Here is an 18213-nt window from a genome sequence, read left to right on the forward strand (position 1 = left end):
TAGCCATAGTTTTCCGTCAAAATTCGATTTTGTCTCTTAAAACCCTGATTAATCGGTTTTTAGAGCTAATTTTGACTCTTGGTCTAATCTGCCTGTCTTCCTTGCTGTGACTGACTTACAAATTTTTGGAGATGTCTATTGGGAATCTTCGCTAACATTCCTCAACTGAGACCACCAGAGCGGCATCGCACTCTAACCCACAGTTTCAATAAATGTACATGGTGCGTTCCCCAAAAATCGATCGGTGGAGCAGTAGGAGTCACATTAGGGAACGCACCCTACAAGAACGGCGATCGCACTGGGAATTGATTTTGCTGATGGCAATGTGTTATTCATACTTTTATCCGCCCAACGTTCCTGTTATGTTGCCTGCATAGAACTCATTTTGGCTTCATCCAATCTTTGAGAACAGCCTTACCAACACTGACATACGGATTGTCCAAAAACTCTTCAATTGCAGCTTCACCACCCGTTTGTAACGCACCGACAACACGACGCTTGAAACTAGGAGTGGTTTCATCACTCACGTAAGCCACCTTTTCAGCTTCAGTAACGCTTGGATTAGTTTGTTCTAGCTGTTTGAGAAGACGCTGAATCTCCGCTGCCGCCTCAGCAAGAGTCTGCTTTTGATCTAATTGAACGAATGTGTTGTTGTCAGATCGATATTTGCCAACAGCAGTAGCTTGACTAACATTGTAATAGTCTCCCTCAACACCTAATCTTACTCCTCCTAGAAAACTCCCAATCTCGCTCTTTAGACTTCTAATCTGTTCACGTAGTCGAAATTTATCAGGTACAGAACTTGTAGTCATTAATTGTTCTTCTAGTATCTTTAGGTCTTCCAAAAGCCTTTGTTGACGCAGGGTTTGAATATCTAAAGTACTTGAATTTTTGTTAGATCGTTCTTCTGTTACTATACTTGCAGTCTCAGATTCTTTTGGCGGAATGGATGAGTCAACTGCTTTCAAATTTCTTACTCGTTTCTGTTCACTCCAAGCCACAAAAGCAGTACCAAGACAAAAGCTTAGTGCTATGACAAAACTTGAAGGAGCACCTCCAGCAACTAGTAACATGAGGACAAAACCTATGAATACAGCCACAGTCTGCTGAACTAAGGAAAATAAACCAGCCTTAGCCTCTTCATAGAGATTTAATTCATTATGATTTCCCTGAGCCATGCTTATTACCTCCTTTTAATCCACGCAGATCTACCCAGAAGCGCCCAATGATTCGACCGGCTAGAATAATCCACAGGCAAAAGTCAGATGTGATGATTATAAAACAAGCATAGCGCGATACGCCTAACGGGTTTTCTTGCAGGCATACGTCAAAACCAGAAAAGTCTTTACCGATAATGACACGACCGATGAAACTTGGAAGTTGTAACAAAATACTAAGAGCGATCGCATCTTGTACCGAGAGATAAACGGCTCTCCATAAATCCCCCATTAACCCTCGACCTAAAACATCTAGGGGTTCCCAAACGTTCAGCAACAAGCGCTCTGCTCTTTTACCCGTCTTGGTTTTGAGTTCTGGAAGATTCGGATCTGGCTTTGAAAGAGGTTGAGGGGGTTGCTGACTCATCTAAATCATTTCGGCTCTTCTAGGTTCTGTGTGATCAGCTTAACTTACCATAGAAGCGATCGATCTCTGTGTCCTCTGTGTCTCTGTGGTTCGCTCCACCCCCTAGCTAGCAGGAATGTATCTTAGAATACATTTTATCCACCAAACCTGGGAGAGCCGTTTTCAGTTCACCGATTACCGATGACTGTTTACCGATCACTGAACAAACCCCACATCTCCGAACATTTGTCAAGACTCCCAGGGAAAAAGCCGCGTTTGTTTACACAGCTTAATTAAGAGTTGTAACTTTTAATGAACAGGAAGGGAGTCTAGGGCTGAGAGCTTGCTATAGTGAATCCTAGCCGTTTTTTCACGGCTCGTCATTATCAAGTCAAAGCCTTTACTCGTCTCAATCATCATCCCAGAGTAAAATCAATAATCCCTATGGTCAGCACGATCCAAAAACCAGAATTCGAGGAAATCCGTCCGGGTATAAAAGTTCCCGCTAAAGAAACGATCCTCACTCCCCGCTTCTACACCACTGATTTTGAAGCGATGGCGGAAATGTCGATCGCCGCTAACGAGGAAGAACTGAAAGCGATTTTAGAGGAATTCCGTACCGATTATAACCGGCATCACTTCGTTCGCAATCAAGAATTTGATCGCTCTTGGGATCACATTGATGGCGAAACTCGTCGCTTATTCGTGGAATTTCTGGAAAGATCCTGCACGGCTGAATTTTCCGGCTTTCTTCTCTACAAAGAACTCGGCAGACGTTTAAAAAACAGAAATCCCGTCCTCGCAGAATGCTTTAACCTCATGTCCCGGGACGAAGCGCGTCACGCTGGATTCCTTAATAAGGCTTTATCGGATTTTAACCTCTCCCTTGACTTGGGATTTTTAACCAAAAGCCGTAACTACACCTTCTTTAAACCGAAATTTATCTTCTACGCCACCTATCTTTCCGAAAAAATCGGTTATTGGCGTTATATCACCATTTATCGTCATCTCGAACAACATCCCGAAGATCGGGTTTATCCGATTTTTAACTTCTTCGAGAATTGGTGTCAAGACGAAAACCGTCACGGGGACTTCTTTGATGCGATCATGCGTGCGCAGCCTGATATTCTTAATGATTGGCGCGCTCGTCTCTGGTGTCGTTTCTTCCTGCTTTCGGTCTTCGCTACGATGTATCTCAATGATACTCAGCGTTCTGGTTTCTACGCCATTCTCGGTTTGGACGCTCGCGAGTACGATAAGTATGTAATCGAGAAGACCAATGAAACCGCCGGCCGCGTCTTCCCGATTGTTCTTGATGTGGATAGTCCCGAATTCTATGATCGCCTAGAAATTTGTGTTCGCAATAACGAGGGATTACGGGCGATCGATAGCGAAAACAGTGCCGCACCGGTTAAATTCCTGAAGAAATTGCCTATCTTCGCCTCTAATGCTTGGCAATTCCTCAAATTGTACCTGATGAAACCGATTCGGGTCGATAAATTAGCCGGTAGCGTCCGTTAAAAAGTTTGTTTTCTTGAGACATGGTGAGGGTGGGTAAAACCGCCCTTTTTTTGTCGATAAAATTCTTAAGAAAATCCTCTAACATTTTTATCCTCGCTAGACTGGATCCTAGGGGTGTTAACTAGCTTTTTACTTTTTACTTTTCACTGTCAAAAATATGGCTATTTATAGTGAATTACCCACAGGACAACGTCTCTATCTCGATAATCAAGGGCTGCAGACGATTGTAACCCTCGCTAGTGGTACAGTGGGACAACAACAGCAGTCTAGCAGTAGTTTTGCTACGGGAGTTTGGACAAAAGAACCCCAAATAGAGATAATTCCCCAAGGGGCGATTATTGAAATTATCACTGAAACCGGACCCCACAGAATCCAAATTCAAGGGAGCAGTATCGGTTTTTCCTCTCCTCATACCTCTGGAGTTTCTCAGTCCTCTCAATCGACAACCGCTACCAGTTTCTCCTCCTCACCGATGCAACCAATGCAACCAATGCAACCGATGCAACCGATGCAACCGATGAAAATGGGTAATATGTCGATGAATTTTACCCCCATGGAAATGCAAATGGGAGATATGAAAATGAGTATGGGAGACGCAAAAACCGTCAGTAAAACGCGATTTTGTAGTCAATGCGGGGCAAAAGTAGCGGCAACCGATCGCTTTTGTAGTAGCTGTGGTCATCAGTTACAGCAATAAAACCTGTTTAGCTAAATTGGCAAAATTCTGTTTATATTGGCTGAATTGACCCGCTTCTAACCAGATTAACCCACAGCGAGCGCATTTTTCCCACTAAATCGCCTGTTTATCTATGTCCAACATTCTTAACACTGAAGACAAGGGAGGGAGTGTCTCCCTCCCTTCCCTGATGGGTTACACAAAAGCTAGAACCTCTGGAAGTGTGTTACAAGGGACCGCCTGGCAACGAGGTAAGACTATACAGAAACGAGAAGAGCCAAGTTATCATTGAAACTGCTATAATCAATAAAATCTCAAGAATAGTAAAAGTATATGAATGCACTAAAATACCAAACAATCATCAAAAATGGTCAACTTAGTTTACCTCCCCTCGACTTACCAGAAGGAACAGTTGTCGAAGCGATTTTGTTGATTAAAGAAGCTGCTGAAATGGATGAAACGGACTATCTGCTTTCCACAGAAGCTAACCGTCAACATCTCCAAGAGGCAATAGAATCTCTGAAAAATCCTGATAGTTATATTTATGTAGATGCTGCTAAATTATGAGGAAAGTCGCCTTTCTAACCCGAAGTTTTGATGAGTTTAATTAATGGGCGATCGCAGATAAAAAAGTTTACGCTAAAATTGTCAGCCTGATTAAAGATGTTCAAAGATAGCCTTTTTCTGGATTAGGAAAACCAGAAGCATTAAAACATGAACTATCAGGATTGTGGTCACGACGCATTACAAAAGAACACCGCCTAGTTTATAGCGTGTCTGATTATGACACAAAAGCTAGAACCTCTGGAAATTCGTTGCAAGGGATACCCTTGCAACGAGGTAGAAGCGAGAAGAACCACTTACTTATTAATTTTCCACAAAAGTAAATTTACCATTTTTACCATCGGCATCCATTTTAATTTGTGCCACGGAGAATTTATCCTGAATGATTTCTCCTTCGGGACTAAAAGCAATATCTCCCAGGACAGTGACATACTTACCCGCTAAAATTTCCTGATTTAATTGTTGGCGAATTTGTTCGAGGGAAAGTGTACTGAGTTTATTTTTATCATCTACCCGTTTTAAGGCCTCGACAAAAACTTGAATTCCCGTAAAAGCTTGAGCGGTAAATTGGGGCGGTGCTTTTTTATTTTCTGCTGTATAAGCGGCGACAAAATCCCGATTAATAGGACTATCTAATTCCGGGTTATAAGCTTGAGCAATGATAATGCCATCACATTGAGCTTGACAAACTGGGAAAATATTAGAAGTATTTAAACCATTGCCACCAATAATTAACCCCTGATAGCCTAATTGTCGCAACTGTTTGACCAAATTGCCCCCGTCAGCAACTAAACCGGAAATAACCACTAAATCTGGTTTAATATTAATAGCGGCGGTGGCTTGGTTTTGAAAATCTGTATCGGTGGTTTGGAATTTCTGCACGGTGACAATATCAAGATTTAAACTCTTCAGGGTTTCTTGAAAAGTTTCCGTTTCCGATTTACTAAAAGCATCATTTTGGGCAAAAAAGACAGCCACTTTTTTAATCTTGGGATCGATTTTTAAAGCGGTTTTAACCGCATTGGGAGCGACCACAGCCACAGGAGCGGACACCCTACCCACATATTCACCGATCTGGGGGATACCTTTAGCGGTGTTAGACGGACCGAGAATAGGAACTTTGGCTCGATCGGCGATCGGACTAGCGGCAAAAGCCTGTTGAGACAGGGACGGACCAAGAATACCCACCACCTTATCTTGGGTGATCAGGGTATTAATGGCGTTGATCGCCCCCTGTTCATCCCCAGCCACATCCTGGATAATAACTTTAATCGCTGTTCCATTGACCCCGCCCTTTTTATTAAAATATGTTTCAGCCATCTTGACACCGATCACCTGTTCCTGTCCCAATAGGGCGAGATTGCTAGTTTGGGCTAAAGCTGCACCGATGGGAATAGCAGCAGTGGCGGCGTTTTCTGCGGGACTGGGGTTAGTTTGACCAGTGGGAGTGCCAGAATTGCAGGCCACCACTAGACCGAAAGTGACTAGGGATAAGATTAAGGGGATTAATAAACGTTTTCTGAGCATCTTAACTCTCCAGGGATGGTATTGTTGATGACAATATTATTTCGCGAATCGGGTTGATTTCAGCGATAATTCTCGACGAGATCAAACCGGATTCTGCTCCCTTAGAGCCTTTTCTTTCCCCTAATTTTGTCGATTAACCTCCCCGTCTCACCTCCGTTTTCAGAAAAACGATTTGCCTTTTCCGGTTCTGTCGCCTAACCTAGTAGTTAGGGAATCTATTATCGCCTTTCCCGTCCACAAACCCCGAAGCGAAAACATCCATTTAAGATTATGACTAACCCCGTTATTCACGCCTTTTTCCTCGGACGAGCGATCGCTGAAGTGATCGGTGAACAGCTAGAAGATGCGTTTACCAACGCTTTAAGCGAATTAGGCAAATTTGATGCCGAACAACGGGAAAACCTGCGGCAATTCGTCGAAGAAGTGCAAATGAGAGCCGATCAAGCCATGGAAAAGGGAGTATATACTGGTACAGAGTCCGGTGGTTCCTCCAGTGCCGATGTGCAGGAAAACATCGACGAAATGCGGGCCGAAATCGCCCAATTGCGCTCAGAACTAAAAAACCACCGTAATTAACCCCAAAACCCCCTTTTAGTCGCTTTAAAGCCCCAAAAATTGCGTGTCAGCCTTTCTACCTGTCCCCGTTACCCCAGAGTTAAACCCAGCAATGCCGGCCCTCCAAGTCGCCAAAAATAGCTATCGTTGGAATCGAGAAAACTATTCCATCAATCGTCGTCGTCTAGATATTTGGCGATTCGTTCTGACTGTACTGTATCAATTCTGGCTCAACGGTAAAAAATGGAGCTATAACGGCGGCTATAGCCAAGAAAAACTCGCCGGCAGACGCAGAAAACAGGCCGCTTGGATTCGGGAAACCATGCTAGAATTGGGACCGACTTTTATTAAAGTCGGTCAACTGTTCTCCACTCGCGCCGATCTTTTTCCCCTCGAATATGTGGAAGAACTCTCGAAACTACAGGATCAAGTCCCCGCGTTTACCTACGAACAGGCCAGCAAAATTATCGAGGTATCCCTCGGTAAACCCCTGAATAAACTCTTTAAAAGCTTCGATCCCATCCCCCTAGCAGCCGCTAGTTTAGGACAAGTTCACCGGGCCCAACTGAACACCGGGGAAGATGTGGTGGTCAAAGTCCAACGGCCCGGATTGAAAAAATTATTTAGTATCGATCTGACCATCCTGAAAAAAATCGCCCAATACTTCCAAAATCATCCCAAATGGGGTAAAGGTCGCGATTGGACGGGTATTTATGAAGAATGCTGTAAAATCCTCTGGGAAGAAACCGATTATCTCAACGAAGGTCGTAACGCCGACACTTTTCGCCGTAATTTTCGCGGGGAAGATTGGGTGAAAGTACCGAAAGTCTATTGGCGCTACACCTCTCCCCAGGTTTTAACCCTAGAATACCTCCCCGGCATCAAAATCAGTCATTATGAAGCCCTAGAAGCGGCCGGACTCGATCGCAAATTGTTGGCTAAACTGGGGGCAAAAGCCTATCTAATTCAACTACTCAATAACGGCTTTTTTCACGCAGATCCTCACCCCGGCAATATCGCCGTTGATAGTGATGGCTCTTTAATTTTCTACGATTTCGGCATGATGGGACAAATTAAAACCAACGTGCGCGAAAAATTAATGCAGACTCTCTTGGGAATTGCCCAAAAAGATGCCGATCGCGTGGTCACTTCTTTGGTAGATTTAGGAGCATTAACTGCTAATGGTGATATGGGAGCAGTGCGGCGATCGATCCAGTATATGCTCGATAACTTCATGGATAAACCCTTTGAGGAGCAATCCGTAGCCTCTATCAGCGATGATCTCTATGAAATCGCCTACGATCAGCCTTTTCGCTTTCCCGCTACCTTTACCTTCGTTATGCGGGCATTTTCTACCCTAGAAGGGGTAGGCAAAGGACTCGATCCCGAATTTAACTTTATGGAAGTGGCCCAACCTTTTGCCCTGCAATTAGTAAATGATATGACAGGAAATAATGGCAGTAATCTCCTCGATGAGTTAGGACGACAAGCAGCCCAAGTGAGCAGCACCGCCCTGAGTTTACCCCGACGCATCGATGATACGATCGAAAAATTAGAACGGGGTGATATCCGTGTCCGGGTACGTTCCAGCGAATCCGATCGACTTTTGCGGCGATTGGGTATGATTCAAATGGGAACCAACTATACTTTACTCATAAGTGCTTTGCTTATCTCAGCGACGCTTCTATTTGTCAGTGGTTTTGGTTGGTTAACTTTAGTGCCGATGGCGATTTCCCTGCTTCCGGGGATAGCCCTCTTGAGACTTTGGCGAAAAATTGAACGTCAGGATCGCATGATGTAATTGATCGCAGGATAATAATTATTGTGTTAGCAGCAGAAATTTCCATGAACAATCTTTCTTTTGGAGGACTGACCGATCCTGGTGTAGTGCGATCGGTTAATCAGGATAGTTATTATATCGACCCCGAGCGACGCTTTTTTATCGTTGCCGATGGTATGGGAGGTCATGCGGGGGGCCAGGAAGCTAGTCAAATCGCCACTGAAACTATCCAAGCTCATCTAGAAGAACACTGGCATTCGCCCCTGGCTGCCGGGGAATTGCTGCAGGAGGCAATTACTGCCGCTAACGAGAAGATTATTGAAGATCAACTGAAAAATCCCGAAAGACAGGACATGGGGACAACCCTAGTCATGGCTATCTTCCGAGATGATGGCTCTTGGTACACCCATATTGGTGATTCCCGTCTCTATCGCTTTCGTGAGCAAAAATTAGAACAGGTGACGGAAGATCATACTTGGATAGCTAGGGCGATAAAAATGGGTGATATGTCCGAAGAAGAAGCGAAAAACCACCCTTGGCGGCACGTTTTATTTCAATGCCTTGGTCGTCGCGATTTGCCCCCAGTGACGGTGTCTCCCCTTGATGTGCAATCTGGCGATAGTTTAATTCTCTGTAGTGATGGTTTGACGGAAGAAGTGTCCGACGAGGAAATTAGCGATTATTTGCAAACCGGTGCTGATTGTCAGGAAATTGTCGAGAATTTAGTGGCAGCAGCCAAAAAAGCTGGCGGTTCCGATAATATCACCGTGGTCATGGTAAGCTGTTGACTATCTAGGGTTTGCGGCAAAAAGTTTCTCGTGGGGAAGTGGGGAAGTGGGGGAATTTCAACTAACACCCCAACACCCTAACACCCCAACACCCCAACACCCCCCGCAACGCGCACGCAGTGACCACCCTATCTCCTGCCTCGCAGCCTCATCTCAACAAGCAATTTAAATTCGCGGGCAGCTTACTCGATCGCTCCCGCTTGTTTTAATAAAGAAACGATCGCCTGATGGTGATTAAATTTAGCTAACATTAAAGCGGTCATTCCCCCTTGATTTTTCTGATTTAAGTTCACCTTTCCCCCGTCTAACAAAACTTTAACCGTGTCGAGACAACCGTGATAACTCGCCCACATTAAAGGGGAAGCGCCGCTAAAATCGAGTTTATTGACATCAGCACCGATATCGATTAACCGGCGCACCAATTGACTATTATTGCCCTCACAAGCTTTCATGAGGACGGTTTTGCCATCGGGATAAACGGCGTTGGGATTAGCCCCGTAGTCGAGGAGATAACGACAGATTTTCGTAAATTTGCGCTGTAGAGCTAGAGTTAACGGTGTTTCTCCCTGCTGAGTTAGGTTAGGCTCCGCCCCCTGTTTTAACAATTCTAAAACGATCGCTTCGTATCCTTGCACCGTGGCGATGATCAAGGGTGTATCACCAAAATGGTTACGGTGATTGACAAAAGCGCCGGCTTGTAGTAAGGCCTGGACGATCTCTAGATGTCCTTCGATCGTCCCTAAATGCAGGGCCGTTTCTCCAGCCTGATTTTGATTGTCAACACTGGCCCCCTTAGCGAGTAAAAGTCGGACAATATCGAAATATCCCTCAGCAGCGGCGATCATGAGGGCAGTTTCTCCCTCCTCCGTGCTGATGTTTGGATTTGCTCCCGCTTGCAGTAAAGTTTGCACGCTGCCGAGATTTCCCCTCTCTACAGCCAAAATTAGGGGAGTTTCCCCGGATAAAGTGGGAGCATCGAGGGGCATACCACGGGTAATAAACAATTCGAGGATTTCTGGGCAATTAGCGGTGAGAGCCTGTAACCAAGCTTGTTGACGGATTTCTTCATCTACACCACTATCGAGCAGTAAACGGACGATGGCGGCGTAATTTTGTTTGATCGCTACAGATAAAGCCGTATCTCCATCCCGATCGCGCATATTGACCCGAGCGCCGGCGGTTAATAACTGTTCTGCGATCGCTGTATGACCCTTATAAACGGCGATCATTAGTGCTGGTGTACCATCTTGATTGAGCTGATTGACATTAGCGCCGACGGCGATTAATTGAGCAAGGATTTCACTGTGATTGAGGGCAGCCGCTAACATGAGAGGGCTTAAACCTTGGGGTTGTTTACTTTTGTTGATATCAGCCCCAAATTCTCGCAAAATTGCCACAATTTCCCTATGACCCCCCTGCACGGCATAGATTAAAGCCGTAGTATTTTGCCCATCAGTGGCGTTGACATTTGCCCCCTGACTCAGTAAAGCTTGAACCCGCGCGAGATTGCCCTGACGCGCCGCTTGTATTAACAAGATATCCCAATTAGAAGCCATTAACAGTGACCGATCGGCAGAAAGTATTTTTTCTATTATCGATCTTTCTAGACAGGTAAACGGACAGAAAAGCTACTACCCCGTTCTAATTCTGAGGTGACGGCAATAGTTCCCCCATGAGCATCAACAATGCGACGGGAGAGATAAAGTCCTAACCCATTGTTGGAACTGTCTGGGGAACTGGAGTACAGGCGCTCGAAAATCCGGGGTAGTTCTTCTGCTGAAATGCCTATACCAGTATCCTCGACGACAATGGTGACAAAAGTATCTTCCTCTGTAGCGGGGATGAGATGAATTTTCACATCACCCTTTTGGGTAAATTTAATCGCATTGCCGATGAGATTGGTAAAAACGCGCCGCAGTTCCAAGCGATCGCCAGTTAGGAAAATTTCCTCGGCATTTTCGGCATTTAAGCTTAATTCTAGTCCTTTTTCTCGGGCAAGGGGAGTTAACTGCTGACAGACTTCTTCGAGAATATCGATAATCTTTAATTTAGTAAAATTAAGTATCTTTTCGCCGTTTTCATAACAATAAACTTCCAAAAGATTATTAACCATTTCCAAGAGATTTTTATTACTGCGAATAATCACATGAATGACTCGACTCATTTCGGGAGTAATCTCACCGTATAAACCTTCTTGAAATAGTTCTAATATATGATTGACAGACACTAAGGGAGTTCGCAAATCGTGGGTCATCCTCGAAACAAAATCTTCTTTTTGTCTAGCCAATTGCTCTTTTTCTTGTTTGGCAATCGTCACTTCTTGTTCCGCTTCATAGATGCGTAGGGCGTTTCGCATCGCTTGATTTAAGCGCGAGGCAGAAAGACGAAATTTACTCAGATAATCGGAAGCACCGGCTTTCATCATATCTACGGCAATTCCTTCGTCTCCGTGACCGGTTAAGACAATTAGGGGTATTCTAAGTCCCTGTTGCCGAATTTCCCGCACCAAAGTCAAACCATCTCGATCGGGTAGAAGATAATCGATAAACATACAGTCGAAAAGATTATTGGACATCTGTTCTTTAGCCTCTTGATAGTCAGCGGCTTCTGTTATTTCTATCGCCATCTCCGATGTTCTTAAGAATCGGCGCACGGCGATCCGATCTACTTCATTATCATCAACAATTAGAATTCTTAACTGGTTTAACATTGCCAATTTAAATCTGAATTTCATTACTGTCTGATCTACCCTGATAGAATACCTCGAATCGGGTTCGATGGTCAAGACATTTTCGAGGTCGATTCTTACAGCTTTTTTCTTAAAGATGAAGTATAGTCTAATTTGCTATTGACGACCGAATCGTGACGACTGTCCCCCCAAAACGAAAAATTAGTACCTCACTATTAAGATGACTGCCACAATCGGAAACAATACTTAAACAAAATAGCAATGCTTCAACAGAGCGCCTTCAAGTAGGGGATGATATTCTTTTTCGGAGATAGTATAGGCCCCAAATCTAGCCAGATGGGGATTTTGCATTTGGGCATCAAATAAACAGAAATCCCGTTCTCTGAGGTGTTCGACTAACTTGACCATGGCTACCTTAGAACCATCGGGAATTTTATAGAACATCGATTCCCCGATAAAAACCCCGCGAATTGCTAAACCTAAAATCCCCCCCGCTAATTGATCCCCTTGCCACGTCTCGAAACTGTAGGCCCAACCGGCTTGGTGTAATTGCTGATAGATTTGGATTAACTCCGGGGAAATCCAAGTCAGCGAGCGATCGGCACAACCGGCACAAACCCCAGCAAAATCGCGGTTAATAGTCACGCTAAAGCGATTTTGATTCAAAACTCGTTTTAGGGACGTGGGATACCTAAAACGCCGATCTAGAGGGATAAGAGCGCGATTTTTACTAGAATACCAATCCAATCGCCCCCCCTCATCGGCCATGAGAAAGTAACCGCGTGCGTATCCTTGTATAATAGAGGCGGTATCCACGACTCCCCCCAAGAATTCAGTCTTGTAGCCTGATCATTCTCTAATTATGCCCGATCATCCCCCACCAATTCCGCCTATTACTTTACCACCGATCGAAAATCCCCAACAGGAACAAACCTGGCTGCGCACCGCTTTACATCGTTGGTTAGATGCAGAATTTATTCCCGAAGCTATTAATGAAACTATCGCTGAACGCGCTAGTCAAATTTTTCTGCGTCAGCGTTTGGAAGGGGAAAACGATCTCGGTTGTCTAGTAATTGCGATCGTTACCGAGATGCAGGCTTTTGACTTTCGCGAAAGTTTTTATAGTGAATTTGCCATCGCTAACGCCGTCAGTGATTTAATTTTAGATAGTTTAGGGATCGATCGCTGTTGTGGGCAAAGTTAGACAGTTTTTCTTTGCTATTGGAGTTTAATTTCTATTAGCGCCCCTGCTAATTTTTTTGTACGAATGGGGTACTGCTCATTTAAGAAGTTAACAAAATCTTCTTCGGGATGTGCCACGACGATATTACTGTAGTTTTGGGCTAATTCCTTGAGATTGAGTTTTTGCCGCCACGATTCCACATCGCCATCCTGAAATAATTGAAACTTAACTTGATCGTTAACTAAATAGGATAATCCCAAAAAGAAACTAGGGGTACTATCGCTGATAACTATCGGCTTGGTCATGGAGTTTAAAACAGTGGCGATTTCTAGATTAGCTCCATTGGCTGTACCTCGTTGATCATCTAAAGCCGCATCAGGATTTAAACCCAGAAATACACCTGATACTATACCTAGTAGCAGCAAAATTAGCAAGATTTGTTGTCCCAAATAGTGCCGCCAATTTTTTGGCGATTTTGAGCCGATATAACTGGCAATCAGGTAGGATATAGCCATCCGCACTGCCAGAAAAACCGGCATATAATATCTGGCTTGTAGGGAGCGAAGCGATGGTTTTAATAAATCAGGTACAATTTGAAACAGTGTAGGAACAACAATCAAAGTTATGAGGAATAACGAAACTTTCGGCGATGCGTATCGGATGAGATAGTAAAGAGAATAAACCAATAACAATAATATTAATAGATGAAAAGCCGACTCTAATCTTCCTTTGCGGTGATAGAAATTCACAAATAGATGACCAATATTACGGAATAAGGTTTGAGATATTTGGATAATATTAGTCTTAAACTGTCGATAGTATTGGGTGTTGCGATCAATTTTGTCTAGGTTGGTAAAAATCACGAATAGCCAAGGGCTAAATAAAACTAAGCTGCCAACAGCTGCCAATACATAGCTAACAACTGTTCTTGTAATTTTCAATCTCTCTAGAAGAATCACATATAAAGCTTGGGCGATGGCGACGGGAGCAGAAAATAAATGAGTATAAAAAGTCAAGGCTAAACTGAGGCTATACCAGAGCCAACTTTTAAGCGTATTTTTACGGATTGCTCGTAAAAGAGCAATTCCTGATAAAAGAATTGTCACTGTCCAGCAACTATATTGGGTAGCATTTTGTGCCGAAAGTATCCGAAAGGGAGAAACAGCGAATAAAGCGCTTGCAATCCAGGCCGTTAGCGAAGAATCGAACAATTCTAGGCATAACCAATAAAGGCAGAGCATGGCTAAGATGCTTAAGAAAATCGAGAAAGTTCTGGCCGAATGTTCGATGGGGATTAACTGCATCCAGAAGCGCGCTGACAAATTGTATAGGGGTGGATGTTCTGGATTGCCCATCAGAGAGCGCAAGGCATCGGATAGAGAGCGTTCGGAATGAGGATGTTGAAAATATTGTAGGTCTTTCCTGCCAATAATTTCACCGTTGAAAGCCTGCTCCCGCACGTCTTGAATCGTGTATCCCGAAAAACGCATAATACGTCTAACTTCATCGGCACTATAGACTTTTTGCTCTAAATTGAAAAATCGTAGGCCAATTCCGATTAATAAAATAGCAATGATCAAAAACTGTCCGAAATTAGCGGCCAATCGATCGGGTAAATATTTTCTCTGATCCATCATAAGTTTATTTGTCCGTAGGTCATCAATCGACAAGAATTAATTGATAGTTGTTGGGAAAGTTTAATTGATTTCCAACCCAGCGATCTCAGCGATCGTATAGGCTGGTCTGCCTTTAACTTCTTCGTAAATTCGCCCGATGTATTCCCCTAATATGCCAATACTGATCAATTGTACCGAACCCAAGAAAAACACAGCGATCAAGATAGTAGCTAAACCGGTAACGGGAGAGTCGGGTTGCTGCAGGCGCCAGTAGAGAACCAGTAAAGCCATAAACAGGGCAATTAAAGCAGAAAATAAGCCTAAATAAGTGGAAAGACGCAGGGGAATCTTAGAAAAAGACACCAAGCTATTAATCGCTAGGGCTAAGGATTTTTTTAAAGTGTACTTGACTTCGCCGGCAAACCGGGGATCCCGCTCAAATTTAACAGCAGTTTGTCGGAAACCAATCCAAGCGCGCAAACCGCGAATATAACGATTCCGTTCTGGCATAGAATTTAATAAGTCCACCACCTGACGATCCATCAGACAAAAATCCCCCGTGTCCGCAGGGATATCCACGTCAGCTAATTGTTGCAGCAATCTATAGAAAACGTAGGCAGTCAGGCGTTTAAACCAACTTTCTTTTTTCCGTTTTGTTCTCTGGGCGTAAACCACATGATAACCTGCTTGCCAAGACTCAATCATTTTGGGAATCAATTCCGGTGGATCTTGCAAGTCGGCATCGAGGACAACAATAACTTGACCCCTAGCGAAATTGAGTCCCGCCGTTACTGCTGCCTGATGGCCAAAGTTACGAGCAAAGCTAATGTAACAGACCCTAGCATCTCTTTCCTGTAGTTCCCGCATTAATTTTAAGGACCGGTCCCGACTGCCATCATTAATCAGAATCAGTTCCACAGAATCATCTAAACCATCCATGACGGCACTGACACGACGATAGAGTTCTGGAATGGTTTCTTCCTCGTTATAAATCGGAATAATTAGCGAATATTTCGGCATTTTCGAGAGATTGAACGGACAAAAGCCGTGTTTTTATGGCGGCTGCTACGCTAAATATTCTGCCAAAGTATCGCTTTTGTCAACTTAATAGATTACTGCTAAGCTGCATTGCATTTAAACTGCAGCAATGAAAGGGAGGCCGATTTCTTGGGCAGCACCAATAATTAGGCTTGGCTTAATAAACGTGCAATATAGACGAAGTAAGGGTTTTGGAGCTTTTTTAGCGGAACAGGTGCAAGATTTTGAAAGCTAGTGGCTCAAAAACCTTGCTTCTCCATTGGCGATCGCATCTTATCCCACCTTCAAACAATATCCTTCTCCCCTTGTCCCCTGCTCCCCGCTCCCCACACCAGCCGATCGCTAACGCCGTCAGTGATTTAATTTTAGATATAGTCATTTCAGATAAGTCTGATACACTCTAGACCGACAAAAACCTGATGAACTCTGGGATTGATATTCTCAATCTTAATTGAAATGACTATAGTTTAGGGATCGATCGCTGTTGTGGCCAAAGTTAGACAGTTTTTCTCTGCTACTGGATTAAATTGCCAAGGAATGGTCGAGCATTGCTTGCCGACGTAAACAATTCCAGTAGGCTGCATAGAGATCCGTCTGTTGACCGCGCAGAGAAGCGATCGCAGGTGCGGCAGGAAAAGGCCAGAGACGATCAAAAACCACTTCTCGATGAGCCAGACGAAACTGTAGCAAATAAACGGAAGCAGGAGCCTGTAAATTATCCAGTAATTGCGCTGCCAGCCGATGTAAAGACTTAAGACTCTCTCTTTCTAGACTAATCGGTTGACTGTAGGCGTTGGGGATCATGCCTTCTCCGATTACCTCACCGTATTCTAAACCCTTAGATGTCACCGTGATCGGCAACCAAAGATCCCCAAAAGAGGAATCTCCCTGACTGGTTTTATAGTGCAGGGTATGGGCAACCCAAGTGCGTCTTTCCTCGATATCCCGACAAGCTTGATAAACTTTTTTACCAGGAAAATTCACCCAATTGGGTAATTGAATTGTTAAGGGACACCAGATTAAATTATTCTGGCTGGTTTTACCCGACTCCATTTTTGACCACAAAGAAGCCGTCCCCGTCACCTCCACCGCCAAGGATTTAGGAACCGCATTTTTTAAGGCAATCACCATCTTTTCGGTAACGGGCGATAGCCGAGACATCTGACCACTGGCTTGAGCTTCGGCATTAACGAGAATGATAACTTTGTCCATTTCTTGTTGTGGGTTGGGTGAACTTGAACGATCAGCGGTGAGGTTGGTTAAGAGTGAGAACTGACTGGGGTTCAATGCTTCTGTAGTCGCCATGGCAAAAGCTATTTCTCTGGATTTTAGCGAATTATACAAGAGCGCAACTATTTTTTACGGATTTTTTCAACAGCAACCATCTTCGAGGCGGGATTTTTCTTCTCCCCCTCATAGAATACCTTAGTTGACAGTCGCGTAAACAGTGATCAGTAAACAGTGATTAGTCAAGAAAAAATTCGACCGAATCTAAAACCTAATTGGTTAAGCTAAAAGCTTTGATCTACTTAGTTTCTAACCTTCTTTTTAGGTAGGAGAATTGCCAAATTCTTTTTTAGAGCCTCTTGTCTCTTGTCTCTTACCTGTTGCCCCTTGCCTTCAGCAGCTGATCACTGATCACCGATCACTGAAATTACTCGTCTTCGGCGAAAATAAAGCGAGTTAGTTCACTAGGATCGGGTTCGGGGCTAGATTCGGCAAATTTAACCGCTTCCTCGATTTCAGCTTGAATTTTCTGCTCGATTTCTTTTAATTCCTCTCTCGTGGCCAGCTCTCGCTCGTAGAGGTAGGCGGCAAAGCGAGTGATCGGATCTCTTTCGCCCCAGAATTGTTTCTCGTCAGCACTGCGTAACTCGTCGGGATCTGCCAGAGAGTGACCCCGGAAACGATAGGTTAAGGCCTCAATTAAAGTCGGTCCCTCACCGGCGCGGGCCCGAGCCACGGCTTCTCTGGCGGCGGCATGAACGGCGACCACATCCATACCGTCCACTTCCACACCGACCATACTAAAAACACTGGCTTTTTTATAGATTTCCGGTTGAGAAGTGGCTCGATCGTGGGCCATACCGATCGCCCACTTATTATTTTCCACCACATAGATAATCGGCAACTTCCAGAGGGCGGCCATATTCAGACACTCAAAAAACTGGCCATTATTACTCGCCCCATCCCCGAAGAAACAGACCGTTACCTGATCGGCACTGGCATCACCCATAGCTTCGCGACGGTACTTACTTTGAAAAGCCGCCCCGGTTGCGACGGGAATCCCCTCGGCCACAAAAGCGTAACCCCCTAAAAGCTTATGTTCGGCGGAAAACATATGCATGGAGCCGCCCCGTCCTTTACTACAGCCGGTAGCTTTGCCGAATAACTCCGCCATTACCTCTTGAGCGGGAACTCCGGCACTGAGGGCGTGGACGTGATCGCGATAGGTGCTAGAAACGTAATCTTCTCCCTGACGCAAGGCTTTAATAATACCGCTAGATATCGCTTCTTGACCGTTGTAGAGATGGACAAAACCGAACATTTTGCCCCGATAATACATTTCGGCACATTTATCTTCAAACATCCGCCCCAAAACCATATCTTCGTATAGGCGAAGACCTTCAGCTTTGGTAATAACGATGGAAGCAGGATTAAAGGTTGGTAAAGTACGTTCGGAAATCATAGGGTCTGTAGTATCATTTAGACA

At 44.4% G+C, this 18213-nt stretch carries 17 protein-coding genes and 1 pseudogene; 8 read left to right on the forward strand and 10 right to left on the reverse strand.

What is annotated here, in order from left to right; genetic code table 11:
• Positions 1-380 precede the first annotated feature (380 nt).
• Both IM473_RS12845 and IM473_RS12850 read right to left on the reverse strand, forming a co-directional pair.
• Positions 381-1178 (reverse strand): hypothetical protein, encoded by a 798-nt coding sequence (locus IM473_RS12845; RefSeq protein WP_287660018.1) that lies wholly within the window; start codon positions 1176-1178, stop codon positions 381-383.
• Positions 1159-1584, reverse strand: a complete 426-nt coding sequence (locus tag IM473_RS12850; RefSeq protein ID WP_172963183.1) for a hypothetical protein — start codon at positions 1582-1584, stop codon at positions 1159-1161. Before IM473_RS12850 ends, IM473_RS12845 begins: the two co-directional genes overlap by 20 nt.
• 423 nt (positions 1585-2007) lie before the next feature.
• Between IM473_RS12850 and acsF the strand changes: the two genes are divergently transcribed.
• From acsF to IM473_RS22740, 4 genes and pseudogenes are all read left to right on the forward strand, one after another.
• On the forward strand, positions 2008-3084 hold the full coding sequence (gene acsF, locus IM473_RS12855) for a magnesium-protoporphyrin IX monomethyl ester (oxidative) cyclase (protein WP_002738012.1): 1077 nt from the start codon (positions 2008-2010) through the stop codon (positions 3082-3084).
• 157 nt (positions 3085-3241) lie between these two features.
• Complete coding sequence (locus IM473_RS12860; protein ID WP_287660019.1) at positions 3242-3781, forward strand: zinc ribbon domain-containing protein; 540 nt, start codon at positions 3242-3244, stop codon at positions 3779-3781.
• Between the two features lie 312 nt (positions 3782-4093).
• A complete protein-coding gene (locus tag IM473_RS12865; RefSeq protein ID WP_002751995.1) occupies positions 4094-4327 on the forward strand; it encodes a hypothetical protein in 234 nt (77 codons plus the stop codon).
• 50 nt (positions 4328-4377) lie between these two features.
• Positions 4378-4542 (forward strand): annotated as a pseudogene (locus IM473_RS22740) (Txe/YoeB family addiction module toxin); the annotation flags it as partial.
• Between the two features lie 85 nt (positions 4543-4627).
• On the opposite strand, the gene IM473_RS12875 reads toward IM473_RS22740, so the two are convergent.
• On the reverse strand, positions 4628-5851 hold the full coding sequence (locus IM473_RS12875; RefSeq protein ID WP_287660020.1) for an ABC transporter substrate-binding protein: 1224 nt from the start codon (positions 5849-5851) through the stop codon (positions 4628-4630).
• Between the two features lie 270 nt (positions 5852-6121).
• Here IM473_RS12875 and IM473_RS12880 point away from each other — a divergent pair, with 270 nt between their 5' ends.
• The 3 genes from IM473_RS12880 (at position 6122) to IM473_RS12890 (ending at position 8974) form a co-directional block, all read left to right on the forward strand.
• The gene (locus tag IM473_RS12880) at positions 6122-6427 is read left to right on the forward strand and encodes a DUF6825 family protein (protein ID WP_287660021.1); all 306 of its coding nucleotides are present in this window, start codon (positions 6122-6124) and stop codon (positions 6425-6427) included.
• A 91-nt stretch (positions 6428-6518) separates the two neighbouring features.
• The gene (locus IM473_RS12885; RefSeq protein ID WP_287660038.1) at positions 6519-8207 is read left to right on the forward strand and encodes an ABC1 kinase family protein; all 1689 of its coding nucleotides are present in this window, start codon (positions 6519-6521) and stop codon (positions 8205-8207) included.
• Positions 8208-8251: 44 nt separating this feature from the next.
• Entirely contained in the window at positions 8252-8974 is a 723-nt protein-coding gene (locus IM473_RS12890; RefSeq protein ID WP_287660040.1) for a Stp1/IreP family PP2C-type Ser/Thr phosphatase, read from the forward strand.
• A gap of 182 nt (positions 8975-9156) precedes the next feature.
• Here the strand turns inward: IM473_RS12890 and IM473_RS12895 are convergent, their stop codons facing one another.
• The 3 genes from IM473_RS12895 to aat form a co-directional block, all read right to left on the reverse strand.
• The gene (locus IM473_RS12895) at positions 9157-10557 is read right to left on the reverse strand and encodes an ankyrin repeat domain-containing protein (protein WP_353738165.1); all 1401 of its coding nucleotides are present in this window, start codon (positions 10555-10557) and stop codon (positions 9157-9159) included.
• A gap of 20 nt (positions 10558-10577) precedes the next feature.
• Positions 10578-11684, reverse strand: coding sequence for a hybrid sensor histidine kinase/response regulator (locus IM473_RS12900; RefSeq protein WP_353738166.1), 1107 nt, complete (start codon positions 11682-11684; stop codon positions 10578-10580).
• 225 nt (positions 11685-11909) lie between these two features.
• A complete protein-coding gene (gene aat / locus IM473_RS12905) occupies positions 11910-12491 on the reverse strand; it encodes a leucyl/phenylalanyl-tRNA--protein transferase (protein WP_287660024.1) in 582 nt (193 codons plus the stop codon).
• A 34-nt stretch (positions 12492-12525) separates the two neighbouring features.
• Between aat and IM473_RS12910 the strand changes: the two genes are divergently transcribed.
• Positions 12526-12867: a DUF8822 family protein gene (locus IM473_RS12910; protein WP_287660025.1), complete on the forward strand. Its 342-nt coding sequence runs from the start codon at positions 12526-12528 to the stop codon at positions 12865-12867.
• 14 nt (positions 12868-12881) lie between these two features.
• On the opposite strand, the gene IM473_RS12915 is transcribed toward IM473_RS12910, so the two are convergent.
• The 4 genes from IM473_RS12915 to pdhA all read right to left on the reverse strand — a co-directional run bounded on the left by IM473_RS12915 (position 12882) and on the right by pdhA (position 18189).
• Positions 12882-14483 carry a glycosyltransferase family 39 protein gene (locus tag IM473_RS12915; protein ID WP_287660026.1) on the reverse strand — a complete coding sequence of 534 codons (1602 nt, stop codon included), beginning with the start codon at positions 14481-14483 and terminating at the stop codon, positions 12882-12884.
• Between the two features lie 60 nt (positions 14484-14543).
• The gene (locus tag IM473_RS12920; protein WP_287660027.1) at positions 14544-15482 is read right to left on the reverse strand and encodes a glycosyltransferase family 2 protein; all 939 of its coding nucleotides are present in this window, start codon (positions 15480-15482) and stop codon (positions 14544-14546) included.
• Between the two features lie 540 nt (positions 15483-16022).
• Entirely contained in the window at positions 16023-16805 is a 783-nt protein-coding gene (locus tag IM473_RS12925; protein ID WP_287660041.1) for a hypothetical protein, read from the reverse strand.
• Positions 16806-17154: 349 nt separating this feature from the next.
• Positions 17155-18189, reverse strand: coding sequence for a pyruvate dehydrogenase (acetyl-transferring) E1 component subunit alpha (pdhA, locus tag IM473_RS12930; RefSeq protein WP_287660028.1), 1035 nt, complete (start codon positions 18187-18189; stop codon positions 17155-17157).
• Positions 18190-18213: the final 24 nt, after the last annotated feature.

It is taken from the genome of Microcystis sp. M015S2 (assembly GCF_020245945.1).
Taxonomy (GTDB): Bacteria; Cyanobacteriota; Cyanobacteriia; order Cyanobacteriales; family Microcystaceae; genus Microcystis.

Coding starts and splice junctions, on each gene's coding strand:
- IM473_RS12845 (WP_287660018.1), bottom strand. CDS start 1,178: ATGGCTCAGGGAAATCATAATGAATTAAATCTCTATGAAGAGGCTAAG.
- IM473_RS12850 (WP_172963183.1), bottom strand. CDS start 1,584: ATGAGTCAGCAACCCCCTCAACCTCTTTCAAAGCCAGATCCGAATCTT.
- acsF (WP_002738012.1), top strand. CDS start 2,008: ATGGTCAGCACGATCCAAAAACCAGAATTCGAGGAAATCCGTCCGGGT.
- IM473_RS12860 (WP_287660019.1), top strand. CDS start 3,242: ATGGCTATTTATAGTGAATTACCCACAGGACAACGTCTCTATCTCGAT.
- IM473_RS12865 (WP_002751995.1), top strand. CDS start 4,094: ATGAATGCACTAAAATACCAAACAATCATCAAAAATGGTCAACTTAGT.
- IM473_RS12875 (WP_287660020.1), bottom strand. CDS start 5,851: ATGCTCAGAAAACGTTTATTAATCCCCTTAATCTTATCCCTAGTCACT.
- IM473_RS12880 (WP_287660021.1), top strand. CDS start 6,122: ATGACTAACCCCGTTATTCACGCCTTTTTCCTCGGACGAGCGATCGCT.
- IM473_RS12885 (WP_287660038.1), top strand. CDS start 6,519: ATGCCGGCCCTCCAAGTCGCCAAAAATAGCTATCGTTGGAATCGAGAA.
- IM473_RS12890 (WP_287660040.1), top strand. CDS start 8,252: ATGAACAATCTTTCTTTTGGAGGACTGACCGATCCTGGTGTAGTGCGA.
- IM473_RS12900 (WP_353738166.1), bottom strand. CDS start 11,684: ATGTTAAACCAGTTAAGAATTCTAATTGTTGATGATAATGAAGTAGAT.
- IM473_RS12910 (WP_287660025.1), top strand. CDS start 12,526: ATGCCCGATCATCCCCCACCAATTCCGCCTATTACTTTACCACCGATC.
- IM473_RS12915 (WP_287660026.1), bottom strand. CDS start 14,483: ATGATGGATCAGAGAAAATATTTACCCGATCGATTGGCCGCTAATTTC.
- IM473_RS12920 (WP_287660027.1), bottom strand. CDS start 15,482: ATGCCGAAATATTCGCTAATTATTCCGATTTATAACGAGGAAGAAACC.
- IM473_RS12925 (WP_287660041.1), bottom strand. CDS start 16,805: ATGGCGACTACAGAAGCATTGAACCCCAGTCAGTTCTCACTCTTAACC.
- pdhA (WP_287660028.1), bottom strand. CDS start 18,189: ATGATTTCCGAACGTACTTTACCAACCTTTAATCCTGCTTCCATCGTT.